At 69.3% G+C, this 19,627-nt stretch carries 15 protein-coding genes; 9 read left to right on the plus strand and 6 right to left on the minus strand.

Annotated elements, in window-relative coordinates:
* Positions 1 to 3 precede the first annotated feature (3 nt).
* From glgP to HLH27_RS12975, 3 genes are all read left to right on the plus strand, one after another.
* Positions 4 to 2,520, plus strand: coding sequence for an alpha-glucan family phosphorylase (gene glgP, locus HLH27_RS12965; protein ID WP_182950463.1), 2,517 nt, complete (start codon positions 4 to 6; stop codon positions 2,518 to 2,520).
* Positions 2,521 to 2,773: 253 nt separating this feature from the next.
* Complete coding sequence (locus tag HLH27_RS12970; protein ID WP_182950464.1) at positions 2,774 to 5,260, plus strand: putative bifunctional diguanylate cyclase/phosphodiesterase; 2,487 nt, start codon at positions 2,774 to 2,776, stop codon at positions 5,258 to 5,260.
* A 113-nt stretch (positions 5,261 to 5,373) separates the two neighbouring features.
* Positions 5,374 to 6,843: an MFS transporter gene (locus tag HLH27_RS12975; RefSeq protein ID WP_182950465.1), complete on the plus strand. Its 1,470-nt coding sequence runs from the start codon at positions 5,374 to 5,376 to the stop codon at positions 6,841 to 6,843.
* A gap of 134 nt (positions 6,844 to 6,977) precedes the next feature.
* Here the strand turns inward: HLH27_RS12975 and HLH27_RS12980 are convergent, their stop codons facing one another.
* From HLH27_RS12980 to metX, 4 genes are all read right to left on the minus strand, one after another.
* Positions 6,978 to 8,252, minus strand: a complete 1,275-nt coding sequence (locus HLH27_RS12980; RefSeq protein ID WP_182950466.1) for a DEAD/DEAH box helicase — start codon at positions 8,250 to 8,252, stop codon at positions 6,978 to 6,980.
* Between the two features lie 321 nt (positions 8,253 to 8,573).
* Complete coding sequence (locus HLH27_RS12985) at positions 8,574 to 9,494, minus strand: BadF/BadG/BcrA/BcrD ATPase family protein (protein WP_246375877.1); 921 nt, start codon at positions 9,492 to 9,494, stop codon at positions 8,574 to 8,576.
* Positions 9,495 to 9,576: 82 nt separating this feature from the next.
* The gene (gene metW, locus HLH27_RS12990) at positions 9,577 to 10,182 is read right to left on the minus strand and encodes a methionine biosynthesis protein MetW (RefSeq protein WP_182950467.1); all 606 of its coding nucleotides are present in this window, start codon (positions 10,180 to 10,182) and stop codon (positions 9,577 to 9,579) included.
* A 3-nt stretch (positions 10,183 to 10,185) separates the two neighbouring features.
* Positions 10,186 to 11,340, minus strand: coding sequence for a homoserine O-acetyltransferase MetX (metX, locus tag HLH27_RS12995; RefSeq protein ID WP_182950468.1), 1,155 nt, complete (start codon positions 11,338 to 11,340; stop codon positions 10,186 to 10,188).
* A gap of 228 nt (positions 11,341 to 11,568) precedes the next feature.
* Here metX and HLH27_RS13000 point away from each other — a divergent pair, with 228 nt between their 5' ends.
* Positions 11,569 to 12,000 carry an OsmC family protein gene (locus HLH27_RS13000; RefSeq protein WP_182950469.1) on the plus strand — a complete coding sequence of 144 codons (432 nt, stop codon included), beginning with the start codon at positions 11,569 to 11,571 and terminating at the stop codon, positions 11,998 to 12,000.
* A 105-nt stretch (positions 12,001 to 12,105) separates the two neighbouring features.
* On the opposite strand, the gene aroC is transcribed toward HLH27_RS13000, so the two are convergent.
* Together aroC and fabI are read right to left on the minus strand one after the other, a co-directional pair.
* Entirely contained in the window at positions 12,106 to 13,194 is a 1,089-nt protein-coding gene (aroC, locus tag HLH27_RS13005) for a chorismate synthase (protein WP_182950470.1), read from the minus strand.
* 192 nt (positions 13,195 to 13,386) lie between these two features.
* Positions 13,387 to 14,226 carry an enoyl-ACP reductase FabI gene (fabI, locus tag HLH27_RS13010; protein ID WP_182950471.1) on the minus strand — a complete coding sequence of 280 codons (840 nt, stop codon included), beginning with the start codon at positions 14,224 to 14,226 and terminating at the stop codon, positions 13,387 to 13,389.
* 170 nt (positions 14,227 to 14,396) lie between these two features.
* On the opposite strand from fabI, the gene pdxH reads away from it, so the two are divergent.
* From pdxH to cysC, 5 genes are all read left to right on the plus strand, one after another.
* Positions 14,397 to 15,005: a pyridoxamine 5'-phosphate oxidase gene (gene pdxH, locus HLH27_RS13015; protein ID WP_182950472.1), complete on the plus strand. Its 609-nt coding sequence runs from the start codon at positions 14,397 to 14,399 to the stop codon at positions 15,003 to 15,005.
* 42 nt (positions 15,006 to 15,047) lie between these two features.
* Positions 15,048 to 15,932: a universal stress protein gene (locus HLH27_RS13020; protein WP_182950473.1), complete on the plus strand. Its 885-nt coding sequence runs from the start codon at positions 15,048 to 15,050 to the stop codon at positions 15,930 to 15,932.
* Between the two features lie 123 nt (positions 15,933 to 16,055).
* Positions 16,056 to 16,754 carry a phosphoadenylyl-sulfate reductase gene (locus HLH27_RS13025; protein ID WP_182950474.1) on the plus strand — a complete coding sequence of 233 codons (699 nt, stop codon included), beginning with the start codon at positions 16,056 to 16,058 and terminating at the stop codon, positions 16,752 to 16,754.
* 59 nt (positions 16,755 to 16,813) lie between these two features.
* Positions 16,814 to 17,608, plus strand: coding sequence for a sulfate adenylyltransferase subunit CysD (gene cysD / locus HLH27_RS13030; protein ID WP_182950475.1), 795 nt, complete (start codon positions 16,814 to 16,816; stop codon positions 17,606 to 17,608).
* A gap of 26 nt (positions 17,609 to 17,634) precedes the next feature.
* A complete protein-coding gene (cysC, locus tag HLH27_RS13035; protein WP_182950476.1) occupies positions 17,635 to 19,509 on the plus strand; it encodes an adenylyl-sulfate kinase in 1,875 nt (624 codons plus the stop codon).
* The last annotated feature ends 118 nt before the right edge of the window (positions 19,510 to 19,627 follow it).

Below are 19,627 nucleotides of genomic sequence, written 5' to 3' on the forward strand. Positions count from 1 at the left end.
GACATGGCGCCCGAGAACCCCACGCCGACCCCACGCGCGGCCGAACGCGCCCTGCACGATTTCGCGCTCGACCTGCGCTGGAGCTGGAACCACGCGACCGACGCGCTGTGGCGCCAGATCAACCCCGAATGCTGGGACCATACCCAGAACCCGTGGACGACGCTCAACAACGCCTCGCACGCGCATCTCAAGGCGCTGCTGGGCAAGCCCGCCTTTCGCCGCGAGGTCGGGCAGGCCCTCGCCGCCCGGGCCGAGCGGCTGCGCCGGCCGACCTGGTTCAGCCGCACGCACCCCGACGCCCCCCTGTCCTGCGTCGCCTATTTCAGCATGGAATACATGCTCAGCGAGGCCCTGCCGATCTATTCGGGCGGCCTGGGCAACGTGGCGGGCGACCAGCTGAAGGCCGCGAGCGACCTGGGCGTGCCGGTGGTGGCGGTCGGCCTGCTGTTCGCCCAGGGCTATTTCCGCCAGGAACTGACGCCCGACGGGCGGCAGCAGGCGCTGTATCCGTTCAACGACCCCTCGCTGCTGCCGGTCAGCCCGGTGCTGACCGAAGAGGGCGACGTGCTGCGAATCCCGATCCATTTCGGCACCGGCCATGTGTGGGTCCGGGCGTGGAAGGCGGTCGTGGGCCGCGCGACGCTCTATCTGCTGGATACCAACGACCCGGCCAACCCGCCCGGCGTGCGCTGCGTCACCACCCAGCTGTACGGCGGCGACGCCGACCTGCGCCTGCGCCAGGAAATCACGCTGGGCATCGCCGGGTGGCGGCTGCTCGACCGGCTCGGCTACCGGCCCGAGGTCTGCCATCTCAACGAGGGCCACGCCGCCTTCGCGGCCGTGGAGCGCGCGCGCGGCCTGATGGAGCAGCTGCGCATCCCCTTCCGCCAGGCGCTGACCATCGCGCGGGCCGGCACGCTGTTTACCACCCACACCGCCGTGCCGGCCGGTTTCGACCGGTTTCCGCCCACGCTGATCGGCACCTACCTGTCCGACTATGTGCAAAAGCGGCTCGATATTCCGCTGGACGGCCTGCTGGCGCTGGGCCGCGCCGACCCCGGCGACCGGAACGAGCCCTTCAACATGGCATGGCTGGCCATCCGCGCCAGCGGCGCCGTCAACGGCGTGTCGCGCCTGCACGGCACGGTCAGCCGCCGCCTGTTCGCGCCGCTCTTTCCCCGCTGGCCCGAAGCCGAGGTCCCGGTCGGCCATGTGACCAACGGCGTGCACACGCCAAGCTGGGATTCGATCGAGGCCGACACGCTATGGACCGAGGCCGCAGGGGCCGAGCGCTGGCGCGGCACGCAAGAGGGCCTGGCCGAGCGCATCCGCGCGCTGGACGACCGCACGCTGTGGACCACCCGCGCCCAGGCGCGCGCCGCCTTCATCCGCAAGGTCGCGGCCATCTGTGCCCGGCAGCAGGGCTATGCCGGCGATGGCGGCGCGGCGGACCTGCCGGTCCCGGCCCTGAGCCCCGACGTGCTGACGCTGGGCTTCGCCCGCCGCTTCGCGACCTACAAGCGGCCGGACCTGCTGCTGCACGACCCCGACCGGCTGGCGCGCCTGCTGTCCCACCCCGAGCGGCCGATGCAGCTGGTGCTGGCGGGCAAGGCCCACCCGGCCGACATGGCGGGGCAGGAGCTCATCACACGCTGGATCGCATTCTCGCGGCGGCCGGACGTGCGGGGCCGCGTCGTCTTCATGCCCGATTACGACATGGCGCTGGCCCAGATCCTGGTCCAGGGCGTGGACCTGTGGATCAACACCCCCCGCCGCCCGTGGGAGGCCAGCGGCACCAGCGGCATGAAGGTACTGGTCAATGGCGGGCTGAACCTGTCCGAACTGGATGGATGGTGGGCCGAGGCCTATGCGCCCGAGGTCGGCTGGGCCCTGGGCGACGGGCGCGAGCATGGCGAGGACCCGGCGATGGACGCCGCCGAGGCCGAAACGATGTACACCCTGCTGGAAAGCGAGATCGCCCCGTCCTTCTACGCCCGCGACGCGCAGGGCATTCCCTCGGCCTGGGTGGCGCGGATGCGCGAGAGCATGGCGCGCCTGACGCCGCTCTTTTCCGCCAACCGGGTGGTGCGGGACTATACCGATCGTTTCTACCTGCCGGCCGCCGCGCGCTACCGCGCGCGCCTGGCCGATGGCGGGCAGGCGGCACACGCGATCGTACAATGGCAGGACAGGCTCGATGCGGGCTGGCCCGCATTGCGTATCGACGCGGTAACGATCTCCGAACCCGACGGGCAGCGCCAGGTCGCGGTGGCGCTGTTCCTGGGGCCCGTGCCCGCCGATGCGGTGCTGGTGCAGCTCTATGCCGACCCGCTGGACGACGGGCCGCCTTCCGTCACCACCATTCCCCCCTGCGGCTGCCGCGATGCCGACGGCCTGGCCCATTACGCGCTGACGACCGGCCTGGACCGGCCGGCGACGGATTATACCGTCCGCGTCATCCCCGCCCGCGGCGATGCCGCGATCCCGCTGGAAAGCGCGCATATCGCCTGGCAGCGATGAAACGGCCCGACAGGCTCTCACTCGCCTCTCGACCGGCGCACGCCAAGGGCATATGCTGGTGCAGATCTGGTTAGACTTGCCTCTTACGAAACATAAGCAAGACAAGGATCGACCGTCTGGAGCTCACCTGACCGTTTTCAGGCCGCGCACGCCGCCACGTCTCAACACTCGGCATAAGGTTACTCGTGGGAATCAATCCGCCTGCCCTCCCTCAATTCCCGGCCCAGGCCGGGATACGGGGAAAGATTTTCTGATGTTGAGAGGTGCATTGACGATCCTGCTGTCAATGCTGATTTCGTCATTGGGCGTATCGGCCCATGCCGACCCGGTGGACCTGCATCCGTCCATCTGTCTGGACGGCGCCCCGGGCATGGTAGAGCAGCTTGCGCATTCGGCCTACAGCATCCGGGGCTGCGCCGGGCCGCCCCGCACCGACGGCTGGGTATGGCTGCGCCTTTCCGACCCGTCGGTGCTGAAGGACCTGCCTTCGGGCTGGACCCTGCTTCTGGACGAAAACCGTTTCGACCGGATCAGCGTCGCCGCGACGAACAGCGACGGCAGTATCCAGAGCTACACCTATTCCGACGGCGAGGTCGGCAATGACTGGGCGCCCGGCGGGCTGCTGCGATTCCCCTTCGATTCGCCCGGTATCGATATCTCGGCGCTCTCGATCGGCTTTCACAATCTCGACGGCGCCATCTTCATCCGCAAGGTCGAGGCCCTGGCCCCCGATGACGAGGCCGCGCGCAGCACCGCCTGGCTGGTCCTGATCGGGGTGATGATCGGGGCCCTGGCCTCGGCCATGGTCTATAACCTGGCCCTTTACGAAGAGCGGCGCGACCGGTTCCAGCTCTGGTATGCCGCATGGACCGTCCTGGCCCTGGGCTACTGCCTGAGCTGGACCAACTTCCTCGGCCTCTTCAACGACCATCTGACCGGGCCGGAGGCCGTGCGCCTCAGCGACTGTTTCCTGGGCGCGATGATCGCGGCCGGGACCATGCTGCTGCTGACGCTCGTCGAAACCCATGCCCGCCACAGGCGCCTGCTGCTGACAGGCTATGTCCTGACCGGGCTTTCGATGGTCTCCGGCTTCGCCGCCGCGGCCGACATGCTGTTTCCGCCCGTCTGGACCGACCGGCTGTTCAATGGCGTGCTGGTGCTGGACGTGGTGTGGATCGTCGCCACGATCGGCATCGCCATCCGCCGGCACAGCCGGATCATCTGGTTCTACCTGCTGGGCTGGCTGCCCGTCCTTTCGGTCTTCGCCCTGCGGCTGGCCCGCAACATGGGCTTCCTGCCGCAGAGCGACGCGATCGACATGGCGACCTTCGCCGGCATCGCCTTCGAATCGATCGCCCTGTCGGTGACGGTCGCCTACCGCCTGCGCGATATCGGGCGCGCCCGCGACAATGCCGACCGCGCGATCGCCATCATGCAGACCGAAGCCGAAACGCTGCGGCGCGCGGCCGCGACCGACCATCTGACCCAGCTGGACAATCGCGCCGCCTTCCAGGTCGCGCTCGACCGGGCCGAACCGCAGGCGACCCTGTTCCTGATCGACGTCGACCATCTGAAATCGGTCAATGTGTCCTACGGCCAGGAGCTGGGCGACAATTTGCTGCGCCACATGGCCACGCGCCTGGGCGAGATCGTGCCCCCCGGCACCATCCTCGCGCGGCTGGGCGGCGACGAATTCGGCATCCTGGCGCCCCAGCCGCTGGAACAGACGGTGATGGAAAGGCTCGATGCCCTCCAGGGCGAACCCTGGTCGGAATCCGGCCGCACCCTGTCGCTCTGGTTCAGCGTGGGACAGACCGAATGCCACGGCTCCCCGACCTCGGCCATGCACCGGGCGGACCGCGCGCTCTACTGGGCCAAGCAGCGCGGCGGCGGGCGCAGGCAGCCCTATACCCAGCAGTTCGACCGCGCCGACAGCCTGGCCGCGCGCCTGCTGGCCGACGCGCCGCGCGCCCTGGCCGCCGGCGAGTTCGTGCTGTACTACCAGCCGCTGATCGACCTGAAGACCGGCCGCCAACGCGGCAACGAAGCCCTGCTGCGCTGGAACCATCCCGAACTGGGCCTGCTGACGCCTCCGGATTTCCAGACCCTGCTGGTGGACGAGACGATCGGCCCCCGCTTGCAGGACGAAGTCATTTCGATCGCGATGAGCGCGCTGTCCGATGTCGGGGACGGGCTGGCCTATATCGCCGTCAACTTCACCGGCGTGCATCTGCGCGGCGCGGCGGCGGGCCGCCACATCCTCAACCGCCTCCAGGAAGCCGGGGTGCCCCCCCACCGGCTCTGCGTCGAAGTGACCGAGGGCATCGCGCTGGACCACGCGTCGGAGGAAATCGCCGACGCGCTGAACGTCCTGCACACGGCCGGCGTCCGCACCGCCTTCGACGATTTCGGCACCGGATACGCGTCGCTGGTGCACCTGCTGCGCTTCCCCGTCGACATCATCAAGATCGACCGGTCGTTCGTCATCCAGCTGACGATGCCGGCCCGCAACGCGCACGAAATCGTCCGCTCGATCATCTCGCTGGGCAAGGCGCTGGACAAGCAGGTCATCGCCGAAGGGATCGAGACCGAGGCCCAGGCCGCCATCCTGCGAGAACTGGGCTGCGATTACGGGCAGGGCTACCTGTTCGCCCGGCCCGGGCCGCTGCTCCAGCCGCCGATCTACTGGCCCATCCGCGACAAGAGCCGCCCGGCGCTGGACGAAGCCTCCCGCTCCTGACGCGCCGCGCCTGCCCGGCCCCGCATTGACCTCGACCATGCTTGGGGTTTTATGACCGACACCGGTCCGCACCGCGCCGGGATACTCCCCGCGGCACCCGGAAGGCAGCGTTCATGCGTTCTGACACCCCGTCGCGATCCTCCTCCCATACCGCCGAGGCACGGCCCGCCCATGCCGCGACCGGCTGGGCGGCGCTCTTTTCGGGCGGCAATGCGGCGCGTTCCATCACGCTCTCGGCCGGCGTCGTGCTGCATGCGGTCAATCTGTACATGGCCATGACCGTGCTGCCCTCGGCGGTGCGCGATATCGGCGGCATGCGGTACTACACGTGGAACACATCGCTTTTCGTCGCCGCCTCCATCGTCGGCTCGTCGCTGTCGGCGCGCGCGCTCGGCCGGTTCGGCCCGCGCGCCGCCTACGGGCTGGCGGTCGCGGTATTCGCCGCCGGCGCCGTGCTGTGCGCCACGGCACCCGTCATGCCGGCGATGCTGGCCGGGCGGGTGATGCAGGGCATCGGCTCCGGCCTGCTGGTCTCGATGGCCTATGCCGTCATCCGGCTGGTCTTCCCGCCCGGCCTGTGGCCACGGGCGATGAGCATGCTGTCCTCGATGTGGGGCGTCGCCACGCTGATCGGTCCGGCCATCGGCGGCCTGTTCGCCGGGCTGGGGGTCTGGCGCGCCGCGTTCTGGACGCTGGCGGCGCTGTGCATCCCGTTCGCCATCCTGGCCACCAGCGTGCTGCCGCGCGGCACGGGCGCCGACGCGGGCGGCGGCCCCGGCATCGCGTGGCGGCAGATCGCGCTGATGGTCGGCTCGGTCCTGTGCCTGGCCGTGGCCGGCGCCAGCCCGCACGGGTGGGTCAACCTGGCCGGGTGCCTGCTCGTGCTGGCCCTGTTCGGCGCCCTCGCCTGGCTGGAACGGCGGGGCGGCACGCGCCTGCTGCCGGCCGGCGCGCTGGTCTGGGGCTCCAGCCTCGCCCCGCTCTACGCCCTGATGGGCTGCCTGGCCCTGACCGTGGAAGTGATCGAGATCTTCGCGCCGCTGTTCCTGCAGGACCTGCACCGCCAGTCGCCGCTCACGGCCGGCTACCTGTCGGTGCTGATGGCGGCCGGCTGGTCCACCGGGTCGGTCCTCAATGCCGGTGCCCCGCCGCGCCGCGTCGCCCGCGCCCTCGTCGTCGCCCCCGTGCTGGGGCTGGCCGGCATCGTCTTCCTCGCCGTCTATCTGTCCGTGCCCACCGACGGCACATGGCAGGCCATGGCGCCCGTCTGCATCACCTTCCTGATGGTCGGCGCGGGCATCGGCACGGCCTGGCCGCATTTGCTGACGCGCGTGCTGCTGGCGGCCCCGCCCGCCGACCGCGACCTGGCCTCGGCCTCGCTGACCACGGTGCAGCTCTACACGACCGCACTGGCCGGGGCGTGGGCAGGCATGATCGCGAACATCGCCGGCCTGGCGGACCCGGGGGGCGTGGCAGGGGCCGAGCGGGCGGCGTTCTGGGTGTTTGCGCTGTTTGCCCTGGTGCCGGCGGCGGGGATTCTGGAAGGATGTTCTTTTTTGCAAAAAAGAACCAAAAAACTCTGATTCGTTCAGGCGTTTTTTGCCGGGGGCACGCGATGGCCCCGAACGGATAAAAGTCTTCTTGCTTCTTTTTCTTCAGAAAAAGAAGCCTTCAAAAGCAAAGGGCGCTCCACCTTTCGATGAAGCGCCCCCCAACCTCAGGCGACCCGACGCGATGCGCCGCGATGCTGTCCGCCGCCCTGGCGCGGCTGGTTGCGGCCACCGCCGCCACCCCCACGGCCCCGGCCGCCGCCACCGCCCAGCACCGGCGGGCGCATGGTCGATTTCTCGGCCGCCTCGGAATGGTACGGATGTTCCATCACCACCGGGATCGGCTTGCCGATCGCCTTTTCGATGTCGCGCAGCCATGCCCGCTGCTCGGCATCGCACAGCGACACCGCCCAGCCGTCGCGCCCGGCGCGGGCCGTCCGGCCGATGCGATGGACATAGCTTTCCGGCACGTTGGGCAGGTCGTAGTTGAAGACATGCGTGACGTCGTCGACATCGATGCCGCGCGCCGCGATGTCGGTCGCCACCAGCACCTTGACGGCACCGGAGCGGAAGCCGGACATCGCACGCTCGCGCGCGCCCTGCGACTTGTTGCCGTGGATCGCCTCGGCCACGATCCCGTGGTCGTTCAGGAAGGCGGCGACCTTGTTGGCTTCATGCTTCATCAGCGTGAACACCACGGCGCGCTCGACCTTGGGCGAGTCCACCAGCATCTGCAACGCGTCGCGCTTCTTGTCGGTATCGACGAACATCACCGCCTGGCGGATGCGGTCGACGGTGCTGGACGGCGGCGTGACCTGCACGGTCGCCGGGTCGCGCAGCAGCCCGTGCGCCAGTTCCGCGATGCTGCGCGGCATGGTGGCCGAGAACAGCAGCGTCTGCCGGTCGCGCGGCAGCTCGGCCACGATGCGGCGGATGTCGCGGACAAAGCCCATGTCCAGCATGCGGTCGGCCTCGTCCAGGACCAGGACTTCCAGCCCGGACAGGTCGATATGGCCCTGGCCCATCAGGTCCAGCAGGCGGCCGGGGGCCGCGACCAGCACGTCCACGCCACGGCGCATCGCCTCGACCTGCCGGCCCTGGCCGACACCGCCGAAGATCACGGCATGGCTCAGGCGCATATGGCGGGCATAGGCCTTGAAGCTCTCATCGATCTGCGAAGCCAGTTCGCGCGTCGGCGCCAGAACCAGGACGCGCGCGCCCTTGGGGGCGGCACGGCGCTGGTGGGTCAGCAGACGGTGCAGGATCGGCAGCGCGAAGGCCGCCGTCTTGCCGGTGCCGGTCTGCGCCAGACCAAGCAGGTCCCGCCCGGCCAGCAGGTGCGGGATGGCCCCGGCCTGGATGGGGGTCGGGGTGGTATATCCTTCCTCGTTCAGCGCGCGCAGCAACGGCTCGGCAAGCTGAAGGTCGGCAAAAGTCGTCATGAAATGAAGCGCCTCCGGGCACTCGGCAATGGCCGGACTCCTCACGACAGGATGAGCATCCGGAAAGACTTGAAAGGAAAACACGACGCACGGCCCGCGTCCCTGCCAGGGCAGGACACGCTGTCATTCACCGTAATCCGTGGGTCAGAAAGGGTATCTTGTCCGTCCAGTCCGTGCCCCCCGCATCATCAAGGCACGCGCGTACAAGTCCAGATACGGGACAGGCGGGGGCCGTCCACGGCCGGGCTTCTACCCGCATGGCGCCCCCACCGCAAGCCTTTATTCCACGGGTCTGCCCCGCGCCCGGCCACGGCCGGCCCGTCAGGGCGCGTCGTGCAACCGCCGCGCCAGCAGCACCGCGCCGTCGATGGCATGGCCCCGCGGCGCCGACAGCCCGTCCCGCACGGCGGCGGGCAGATACGGCAGCAGCACCGGCCCCAGCCCGCCCAGCAGGCAGCACGGCAACGCCGCAAACCCGTCCGCCCCGCGCAGGGCCGCCAGCAGCGCCTCGATTTCCGCCCCCGCCCGGGCCAGCAGGCCGCGCGCCTGCGCATCGCCGCCCCCGGCCAGCGTGCTGACCAGCGGCGACAGCCCGGCGAAATCGGCGGCTCGCGCCCCGACCGCCCACAGCATCGGCTCCGCCCCGCCTTCCGCCAGCCGCGCGCGCACAGCCTCGGTCAGCGGCGTGCGGGGCGCGCGGCCATCGCCCGCGCGCAGCATCAGGCGCACGGCCTCCAGCCCGATCCACGCCCCGCTGCCCTCGTCGCCCTGCGGAAAGCCCCAGCCGCCGACCCGCCGGGTGGTCCCGCCGACGATGGCCAGTCCGACCATCCCGGTCCCGGCGGCGATGATCGCCCCGTCGGCACCCGCATGGGCCCCCACGCAGGACGTATAGGCATCGGAGACGACATGCAGGCGCGCGAACAGCGGCGGCCGGGCCGTGAACCGCGCCACGGCGCCCGTCACCTCGGCCCCCGCCAGACCGGCCACGGCAACCAGCCGGCACCCGCCATCGGCCAGCCCGGCCCGCGACAGCGCCTGGTCCAGCGCCTGGTGGATCGACTGCCACGCCTGCCCGGCATCGGTGGCGATGTTGGCGGGGCCGCCCTCGCCCTCGGCCAGCAGGGCGCCCGTGGGCGTCGCCAGCCGCAGGCGCGTCCGCGTCCCGCCCCCGTCGATCCCGACCAGAACGGCACGGTCCATCGTCACGACCGCCTCATCGGTTTGCGTTGCAAACATCATGTCGGGCAAACATCATGTCGGGGCATCGGCGCGCCGATACCCCGCGTCGGGTCGCCGCCGGCACGCATCTCCAGGCACCCGCTCAATGCCCCCTGCGGCGCAGCAGGAACAGCGCCTGCTCGCCGAACAGGTTGGCCAGGCGGATGGAGCGGCGCCAGGGCGCGCGCTCGCCATCCTCGTCCACCGCCATCCACTGTTCGACCACATAGCCCTCTTCCCGGCACAGCATCAGGAAGTCGAGGATGGTGCAGGGGTGGATGTTCGGCGTCTGGTACCACGGCGTATGCCACACGGCGGTCATCGGCATGCGCCCGGTCGTCAGCAGCTTCAGCCGCAATTGCCAGTGGCCGAAATTGGGGAACGAGACGATGGCATGCCGCCCGATGCGCAGCATCTGGCGCAGCACCTCGCGCGGGCGCTCGACCGCCTGCAAGGTGCGCTGCAACACCACATAGTCGAAGGCCTCGTCGGGATAATGGGCCAGGTCGTGGTCGGCATCGCCATGCATCACCGGCAACCCGTGCGCCACCGAGCGCGTGACCTCGCGCATGTCGATCTCGATCCCCCGCGCATCGCAGCCACGGGTGCGGAACAGATAGTCCAGCAACGCCCCGTCGCCGCTGCCGATGTCGAGCACGCGCGTGCCGGGACGGATCATGTCGGCAATCAGCCGCTGGTCTAGGCGCATGGGTCAGCCGATCCGTGCATGTTCGGCGGCGCCGGACAGGAAGCCGCGCACCGTACGGTCGAAATCCGGCTCGTCCAGCAGAAAGGCATCGTGCCCCTTGTCGCTGTCGATCTCGACGAACGACACGTTGGCGGCCGCCCGGTTCAGCGCCCGCGCCAGCAGCCGCGCCTGCGAGGTCGGGAACAGCCAGTCGGAGGTGAACGAGACGATGCAGAAGCGGGTGCGCGTGCCATGGAAGGGCCGCGACGGGTCCCCGTCATGGTCGGCGCCCAGGTCGAAATAATCCATCGCCCGCGTGATCGTCAGGTAGGAATTGGCATCGAAGCGCCGCACGAACGACGATCCCTGGTGCCGCAGATAGCTCTCCACCTCGAAGATCTCGCCGAACAGCGACAGCGAACCCGCCTGGTTGTACGGGTCGCGCCGCACCCGGCGGCCGAATTTCCGCGTCAGCGCCTCTTCGGACAGATAGGTGATGTGCGCCATCATCCGCGCCACCGCCAGCCCGCGCGCCGGCACCGCACCCTGCTCCCAGTACCGCCCGCCATGCCAGTCGGGGTCGGCGAAGATCGCCTGCCGGCTGACCTCGTTGAAGGCGATGTTCTGCGCCGAATGAAAGGGCGAGGTCGCGATCGGCATGGCGGCGAAGACCATGTCGGGGAAGGTGGCGGCCCATTCCAGCACCTGCATCCCGCCCATCGACCCGCCGACGACGGCGAACAGCCGGGTGATGCCCAGCGCGTCGACCACCAGCTTCTGCGCCCGCACCATGTCGCGGATGGTGATCGGCGGAAAATCGGTGCCCCACGGCTCGCCCGCGATATCGGGGCGCGGGTCGCGCGGACCGGTCGAGCCCATGCAGCCGCCCAGCACGTTCATGCAGATGACGAAGAACCGGTCGGTATCGATCGGCAGGCCCGGCCCCACCATGCGGCCCCACCAGCCCGGCTTGCCGGTCAGCGGGTGGGTTTCGGCCAGATACTGGTCGCCCGTCAGCGCATGGCAGACCACGATCGCATTGTCGCGCGCCGCCGACAGCGTGCCGTAGGTCCGATACGCGACCCGGACCGGCGCCAGCAGAAAGCCGCATTCGAGCTGCATCCCGTCGGGGAACAGCATATGCGCGTGCTCGATATGGGTGGGCGTTGTCTGGTCCATTGCGCGGGCGGGCATTCCGTCATGAACGATTGCAGGACGCGGGCAATATCCCTGTCGCGATCCGGTCGTCCTATGGCACCAGCGCCCCCGGCGCGCAACCATTTGCAACAGGGCCGCCCGGACGGGGCCCCTGCCCTTTCACCGGATCGTGTGCGGCCCGGCGGGTCCCTCCTGCACGGTGCCGCGTTATGGTCGGGCATTCCGCCAACCATCGAAGGACCCGACGCCATGACCATCAAGAAATTCGGCACCGCCCATTGGGAAGGCAGCATCAAGGAAGGCAAGGGCACCGTTTCCACCGAAAGCGGCGCGCTGTCCGCCCAGCCCTACGGCTTCAACACCCGCTTCGAAGGCGTGGCCGGCACCAACCCCGAGGAACTGATCGGCGCCTCGCACGCCGCCTGCTTCGCCATGGCCCTGTCGGGCATCCTCGGCGGCGCCGGGCTGACCGCGACCGCCCTGGACGCCAAATCGGTGATCTCGCTGGAAAAACAGCCCGAAGGCTTCGCCGTCACCGCCGCCCACCTGACCCTGACCGCCACCATCCCTGGCGCGACCGAGGAGCAGTTCCAGGAACTCGCCGCCAAGGCCAAGGCCGGCTGCCCGATTTCCAAGCTGCTGAATGCCACGGTGACGCTGGAAGCGACGCTGAAGGCCTGACAAGGGCTTTGCCCTTGACCCACCAAAGGGCAGTCGCCCTTTGGAAACCCGGTCGTCAATGACCGGGGTGCAGGGCCTCGGGCCCTGCCGGGTCCGGGGCGTTCCCTAGACAGGGCGTGGGTCGTGTCCTGTCTGGCCCCGGTGGCGGAGCAGATGATCGGCCAATACACACGCCATCATCGCCTCGCCGACCGGCACGGCCCGGATTCCCACGCACGGATCATGCCGCCCACGGGTGGAAACCTCGACATTCTCCCCGCCCCGCGTCACCGAGGGAACGGGGGTGAGAATCGAGCTGGTCGGCTTGACCGCGAAGCGCGCCACCAGCGGCTGGCCGGTGGAAATCCCGCCCAGCACGCCGCCGGCATGGTTGGCGCCGAAGACCAGCCGCCCGTCTTCCATCCGCATCGGGTCGGCATTTTCCTCGCCGCTCAGGGCAGCGGCGGCGAATCCGTCGCCGATTTCCACGCCCTTGACGGCATTGATGCTCATCAGCGCCATCGCGAGGTCGGAATCCAGCTTGCCGTAGATCGGCGCCCCCAGCCCCGGCGGCACGCCGTCGGCCACGATCTCGACCACCGCGCCGACCGACGACCCGGCCTTGCGCACGGCGCCCAGATACTCTTCCCACACCGGCACCATCTCCGGGTCGGGGCAGAAGAAGGGGTTGTCGCCCACCGTGTCCCAGTCCCAGCGCGCCCGGTCGATGCGATGCGTGCCGACCTGCACCAGCGCGCCGCGAATCCGCACCCCGGCCCCCAGCACCTGCCGCGCGACGGCACCCGCCGCCACGCGCATCGCCGTCTCGCGGGCCGAGGAGCGCCCACCGCCGCGATAGTCGCGAATGCCGTATTTCAGGTCGTAGGCCACATCGGCATGGCCCGGCCGATAGCGCTGGGCAATATCGCCGTAATCGCGCGACCGCTGGTCCACATTGCGGATCAGCAGCGAGATCGGGGTGCCGGTGGTCTGCCCCTCGAACACGCCGGACAGGATCTCGACCGAATCGGGTTCCTGCCGCTGGGTGGTGAATTTCGACTGGCCGGGTCGCCGCAGGTCCAGCCACGGCTGGATATCGGCCTCGGACAAGGGCACGCGCGGCGGGCACCCGTCCACCACGCAGCCGATCGCCGGCCCATGGCTCTCACCCCAGGTCGTCACCCGAAACAGATGGCCGAAACTGTTATCCGACATGACCCGATAATCCCTTCGCCGTTCGTAGCCAAAACCTGCCCGGAGATGTGGGCTGGCGAGCGAGAGCGGCCCAAAGGGCCGCGCCCGTCGTGTGTTTTCGAGCCTCAGCGCGGAGCGGCCTCAATGGCCGTGAGCACCGGAGCACAGGAAACGCGCGTCGGATCGCCGCCAGCGCCCGTTTACGGTCAGGTTTTAGTCGCCTGCTACGCTGATGTCGGGCGCCGTGGGGTTCTTCATGCCGACGATATTATAGCCGCAATCGACATGATGGATCTCGCCGGTCACGCCGCCCGACAGGTCGGAGAGCATGTACAGCCCGGCCCCGCCGACTTCTTCCAGCGCCACGTTGCGCTCCATCGGCGCGTTGTACTGGTTCCATTTCAGGATATAGCGGAAATCGCCGATCCCGTTGGCGGCCAGCGTCATGATCGGCCCGGCCGAGATGCCGTTGACGCGAATGCCGTCGCGGCCCAGGTCGGCGGCCATGTAGCGCACCGAGGCCTCCAGCGCCGCCTTGGCCACGCCCATGACATTGTAATGCGGCATCACCTTCTCGGCGCCCAGATAGGACAGGGTGAGCATCGAGCCGCCATTGGTCATCAGCCGCGCCGCCCGCCGCGCAACGGCGGTGAACGAGTAGCAGGAGATGTCGAGCGCGGTCAGGAACGCATCGCGCGGGGTGTCCACATAGCGCCCGCGCAGGAACTGCTTGTCCGCCCAGCCGATGGCATGGACCAGGAAGTCGAGCGTGCCCCACTCTTCCTCGATCCGGGCGAAGGCCTCGTCCATCGCGGCGTCGTCGGAAACGTCGCACGGCAGCACCAGCGACGAGCCCACGCGCTCGGCCAGCGGGCGGACGCGCTTGCCCAGCGCCTCGCCCTGATAGGTAAAGGCCAGCTCTCCGCCCTGCGCCGCCACGGCGTTGGCGATGCCCCAGGCGATCGAGCGGTCGTTGGCCACACCCATCACAAGTCCGCGCTTGCCCTTCATCAGGGTGCCGGTGGCCGGGGCTTTGGACGCGCCGTCTGACATGATAGAATCCTCGGAATGGATGGAATATGGCATGATCGGAATGGCGCCGTGGTTGCACAAGCGCGCGCGTCGGACAAGATCCGAGCGGCCGGCCAGCCCCTGTTTCACCGAATGCGTGGCATGCCGGCCATGTCTCCGCCCTCCGTCCGGCCAGAATGGGACCGACTGTCATGACCATGCCGCTGATCGACCTGGGGTCCGATCCGTTCACCCTGTTCGCCCACTGGATGCGCGCGGCCGAAGCCGCCGAACCCAACGATCCCAATGCCATGGCGCTGGCCACGGCCACGCCGGACGGCAGGCCGTCGGTGCGGATGATCCTGCTGAAGGGCGCCGACAGGCGCGGCTTCGTCTTCTATACCAACCTCGAAAGCCGCAAGGCCGGCGAACTGGTGGAAAACCCGCAGGCCGCCCTGCTGTTCCACTGGAAGAGCCTGATGCGGCAGGTCCGCATCGAAGGCCCGGTCGAACCGGTGACCGACGCCGAGGCCGATACCTATTTCGCCAGCCGCTCGCGCCTGTCGCGGCTGGGCGCCATCGCCTCCGACCAGTCCCGCCCCCTGGCCGACCGCGCCTTGTTCGAGCAGCGGCTGGCCGAGGAAGAGGCCCGCTACCCCGAAGGCACGCCCATTCCGCGCCCCGCCGACTGGTCCGGCTTCCGCCTGATTCCGGACCGGATCGAATTCTGGCAGAATCGCGCGCACCGGCTGCACGACCGGGCGGTGTGGCGGCGCGCGGGCGCGGATGCGGGGTGGGAGACGACGCGCCTCTACCCCTGAGCCCTCCCGCCGCCGACGTTCCTGGGATTCTGGAGAATAACATTGAAGAATATACAGAAAATCCTTCTACCCCTGAACGGGACGTCCAACGCCGAGGCGGCGCTGGCCACCGGGCTGATCTTCGCGCGGCAGTTCGGCGGCCATATCGCGGCGCTGCATGTGCGCGCCGATAGCCGCGACGTCGCCCCCCTGGCCGGCGAGGGCCTGTCGGGCGCGATGGTCGAGGACATGATGTCGGCCGCCGAGCGCGAGGGCGCGCGCCGCGCGCTGGCGGTGCGCGAGATGTTCGGGCAGTTCACCGCCGCCAACGGCGTGAAGGTCACGGACATGATCCCGCCCTTCCACGGCAACCCCATCGGCAGCGCGTCGGCCAGCCTGGTGACCATGACGGGCCGCGAGCATGAGGTCGTGACCTACCGCGCCCGCCTGTCGGACGTGACGGTGGTGCCCCATCCGGATTCCGGCGAGGAAATCTCGTCGTCCGAAACCCTGCACGCCATCCTGTTCGACAGTGGCCGCCCGGTCGTCATCGCGCCCCGCCGTGCCCCGGCCACCGCCGGGCGGCGCATCTGCATCGCCTGGAACGGCACGTCGGAAGCCACGGCGGCCCTGCACCATATCCTGCCCTGGGCGGCCGAGGCCGAGGCGGTGCGCGTGCTCTATTCCGGCGACTACCAGCGCCGCGGCCCCGAAGCCCGCGATGCCGCCGATTACCTGACCATTCACGGCATCCACGCCGACCTGGTGGAATTCGGCGACCCGGACGAGACCGTGGGCGCCAGCCTGCTGGCCGCCTGCCACAATTTCGGCGCCGACATGCTGGCCATGGGCGCCTATTCCCACTCGCGCCTGCGCCAGCTGATCCTGGGCGGCGTCACACGCCACATTCTGGAGAACGCGGAAGTTCCGGTGCTGATGAGCCGCTGATACCCCTCGGCATAGGTGCCATGCCAAAAATACCACGACCATAAGACGTATATTTAACTTGAATATCGAACGAGGAATGATTAGATCCCCCCTCAAAGCACGATTACGCTTCGTGCATTGAGGATGTGGATCTGCACCGTGCGTCTTGAGTCGTCGATCATCCATGCCATCGAAGCCGCCGGCGAGGACGCGTCGGCGATCCTGCGCGCGGCGCTGGGCGGCATGCCGCGCGGGCGGATCGGCCTCGTCTCCTCCTTCGGCACCGAATCCGCCGTGCTGCTGGCCATGGCGGCCGAGATCGACCCCGCGGTGCCGGTACTGTTCCTGGAAACCGGGCAGCATTTCCCCGAGACCCTGGCCTATCGCGACCAGCTGGTCGCACGGCTGGGCCTGACCGATGTGCGCAACATCCGCCCCGACCCGGCGCAGATCGCGGCCCGCGACCCCCAGGGCCAGCTCTGGGCGTTCGACCCCGATGCCTGCTGCGCCCTGCGCAAGGTGGAGCCGCTGGACGAGGCGATCATCCCCTTCGATGCGTGGATTACCGGCCGCAAGCGCAGCCAGGCCGCCACCCGCGCCCACCTGCCGGTCATCGAGCCGCAGGCCGACGGCCGCTTCAAGATCAACCCCCTGGCACGCTGGACGGCGGCGGAACTGGACGCGGAGATGACCCGCCGCGACCTGCCGCGCCACCCGCTCAGCCACCTGGGCTATCGCTCGATCGGCTGTGCGCCCTGCACGCGGCCGGTCGCCGAAGGCGAGGACCCCCGCGCCGGTCGCTGGGCGGGAATAGCCAAGACCGAATGCGGCATCCACGCCTGACCACACGCCGCGCCGACCCCGATCCCCTTTTCCGCCGAACCTGCAAGGTAACGCCCACCATGGACGATCTCGACCAACTCGAAGCCCAGAGCATCTACATCCTGCGCGAGGCGTACCGGAAGCTGAAGCCGCTGGCGATGCTGTGGTCGCTGGGCAAGGATTCCAACGTCATGGTGTGGCTGGCGCGCAAGGCGTTTCTCGGCCGCGTGCCGTTTCCGGTGATGCACGTCGATACCGGCAAGAAATTCCCCGAGATGTACCGCTTCCGCGACGAATATACCCGCAAGTGGGAGCTGGAGCTGCTGCTGGGCGACTGCCCGCCGGTCGAGGAAATCGACCCGACCCTGCCGCCGGCGGCCCGCTCCGCCGCGCGCAAGACCGCCGGCCTGGCGGCGATGATCGAGAAATACAAGCTGGAAGGCGTGATCGCCGGCATCCGCCGCGACGAACAGGCCACCCGCGCCAAGGAGCGCGTGTTCAGCCCGCGCGGGTCCAGCCACAAATGGGACGTGCGCAACCAGCCCCCCGAATTCTGGGACCAGTACGCCACCCCGCATGAAGAGGGCGTGCATATCCGCGTCCACCCGCTGCTGTCGTGGCGCGAGATCGACATCTGGCGCTATATCGAGCGCGAGGGCATTCCGCTGGTCGACCTGTATTTCTCGAAGAACGGCAAGCGCTACCGCTCGCTGGGCGACCAGGACATCACCAGCCCGATCGAGAGCGACGCCGCGACGGTGGCCGAAGTGATCGCCGAGCTGCAGACCACCCGCACGTCCGAGCGCGCCGGCCGCGCCATGGACCATGAATCGGAAGATGCGTTCGAGCGGCTGCGCGTCGCCGGCTATCTGTGACCCCAGCGGACGGATCGAGACAGACAATGAGCAACGATTTCCGCCAGGACGCGGCCACCCCCATCGTCATCGTCGGCCATGTCGACCACGGCAAGTCGACCCTGATCGGCCGCCTGCTGCATGACACCGACAACCTGCCCGAGGGCCGGGTGGCGCAGATCATCGAATCCAGCCGCAAGCGCGGGCTGAAGGTCGAATGGAGCTTCCTGCTCGACAGCCTGCAGATCGAGCGCGACCAGGGCGTGACCGTCGATTCCACCCGCATCCCGTTCCTGCTGGGCAACCGGCAGTTCGTGATCGTGGATGCGCCGGGCCACCGCCAGTTCCTGCGCAACATGATCACCGGCGCCGCCGACGCCGAGGCCGCCGTGCTGGTGATCGACGCCGCCGAGGGCGCGCAGGAACAGACGCGCCGCCATGCGATGCTGCTGCGCCTGATCGGCATCCGCCACGTCATCGTACTGATGAACAAGGTGGACCTGCTGGAGTATGACGAGCAGAAGATCGCGGCTTCGGAACAGGCGGTCGCCGCCCTGCTGAAGCAGCTCGACATCGAGCCCAGCCTGTTCATCCCGGCCTCGGCGCGCGAGGGCGACAATATCGCCTCCCGCTCGCCGAAGATGGAATGGTACAAGGGCCCGACCCTGACCGAGGCCCTGGCCCTGGTGCCGTCGCCCGCCGGCCGCGCCGACCTGCCGCTGCGCCTGCCGGTGCAGGATGTCTATCGCTTCGATGCCAAGCGCGTGGTCGCCGGCCGTATCGAGCGCGGACGCGTCAATGTGGGCGATACGCTGGTCATCGGCACCCACGGCACCACCGCCCGCGTGGCCTCGATCGAGGGCTGGCACGCGGCGCCGCAGATTTCCGCCGTCGCCGGCCAGTCGGTCGCCATCACGCTGGAGCCGGACGTGATCCCCGATCGCGGCGACCTGCTGCATCGGCCCGAGGAAGCGCCGATCCGCACCGCGCGCATCCGCTCGCGCCTGTTCTGGCTGCGGCAGGAGCCGCTGCGCGTGGGCGAGAGCTTCCGCCTGCGCCTGGCCACCGCCGAGCACCAGGTCACCGTCGCCTCGATCGATTCCGTGGTGCGGCTGGACGACCTGACGGAGCACGCATCCGACCATGTCCCGCCCGAAGGCTTCGCCGAGATCACGCTGGCGGCGTCGGAGAGCATCCTGTTCGACGCCTTCACCCCCGGCACCACCGACGGGCGCGGCGTGCTGGTCGACCGTCACCAGCGCATCGTCGGCGGCGCGCCGCTGATCGGCCCGGCCGACATCGCCAGCGGCACCAGGGCCATTCACCCGACCGACAGCACCGTGTCGCTGTGGGACCGCGCCCAGGCGCGCGGCCATCGCGGCGGCGTGTTCTGGATGACGGGCCTGCCCGGCGCGGGCAAGAGCACCATCGCCCGCGCGGCGGAATCGCGCCTGTTCGGGCAGAAGATCGACGTCTCGGTGCTGGACGGCGACACGCTGCGCGCCGGCCTGTGCGCCGACCTGGGCTTCTCGGAGGCCGACCGCACCGAAAACGTGCGCCGTGCCGCCGCCGTCGCCCGCATCCTGGCCGAGACCGGCCAGGTGGTGCTGGTGGCGCTGATCTCGCCCCGCGCCGCCGACCGTGACCTGGCGCGCCAGGTGGTGGGCGAAGGATTCCACGAGGTCTTCGTCGATGCCGACCAGGCCACCTGCGAGGCCCGCGACCCCAAGGGCCTGTATCAAGCCGCCCGCGCCGGCCGCATCACCGGCTTCACCGGGATCGATGCGCCCTACGACGTCCCGGCCACCCCCGACCTGCACCTGCCCACCGGCGCGGGCAGCGTGGCCGAGGTCGCGGAGCGTCTGGCCACCTATGTGGCCGACAGCGTCGCGCTGGCCGAAAGCACGCGCCGCCGCTCCTGACCCGACGGCCCGATCCCGCGATACACAGAGTGTAATGCACGATTAATAATCGTGCATTCCTCTTGTATTGGGCCTATGAAACCCCTAATGCCCCTGTAGAACGGGGCGAGATCCTGTC

The organism is Gluconacetobacter takamatsuzukensis (genome assembly GCF_014174275.1).
Taxonomy (GTDB): Bacteria; Pseudomonadota; Alphaproteobacteria; order Acetobacterales; family Acetobacteraceae; genus Gluconacetobacter; species Gluconacetobacter takamatsuzukensis.

Bases quoted from the DNA above. Each gene is read 5' to 3' on its own strand.
- glgP (WP_182950463.1), top strand. From the start codon at position 4: ATGGCGCCCGAGAACCCCACGCCGACCCCACGCGCGGCCGAACGCGCC.
- HLH27_RS12970 (WP_182950464.1), top strand. From the start codon at position 2,774: ATGTTGAGAGGTGCATTGACGATCCTGCTGTCAATGCTGATTTCGTCA.
- HLH27_RS12975 (WP_182950465.1), top strand. From the start codon at position 5,374: ATGCGTTCTGACACCCCGTCGCGATCCTCCTCCCATACCGCCGAGGCA.
- HLH27_RS12980 (WP_182950466.1), bottom strand. From the start codon at position 8,252: ATGACGACTTTTGCCGACCTTCAGCTTGCCGAGCCGTTGCTGCGCGCG.
- HLH27_RS12985 (WP_246375877.1), bottom strand. From the start codon at position 9,494: ATGATGTTTGCAACGCAAACCGATGAGGCGGTCGTGACGATGGACCGT.
- metW (WP_182950467.1), bottom strand. From the start codon at position 10,182: ATGCGCCTAGACCAGCGGCTGATTGCCGACATGATCCGTCCCGGCACG.
- metX (WP_182950468.1), bottom strand. From the start codon at position 11,340: ATGGACCAGACAACGCCCACCCATATCGAGCACGCGCATATGCTGTTC.
- HLH27_RS13000 (WP_182950469.1), top strand. From the start codon at position 11,569: ATGACCATCAAGAAATTCGGCACCGCCCATTGGGAAGGCAGCATCAAG.
- aroC (WP_182950470.1), bottom strand. From the start codon at position 13,194: ATGTCGGATAACAGTTTCGGCCATCTGTTTCGGGTGACGACCTGGGGT.
- fabI (WP_182950471.1), bottom strand. From the start codon at position 14,226: ATGTCAGACGGCGCGTCCAAAGCCCCGGCCACCGGCACCCTGATGAAG.
- pdxH (WP_182950472.1), top strand. From the start codon at position 14,397: ATGACCATGCCGCTGATCGACCTGGGGTCCGATCCGTTCACCCTGTTC.
- HLH27_RS13025 (WP_182950474.1), top strand. From the start codon at position 16,056: ATGTGGATCTGCACCGTGCGTCTTGAGTCGTCGATCATCCATGCCATC.
- cysD (WP_182950475.1), top strand. From the start codon at position 16,814: ATGGACGATCTCGACCAACTCGAAGCCCAGAGCATCTACATCCTGCGC.
- cysC (WP_182950476.1), top strand. From the start codon at position 17,635: ATGAGCAACGATTTCCGCCAGGACGCGGCCACCCCCATCGTCATCGTC.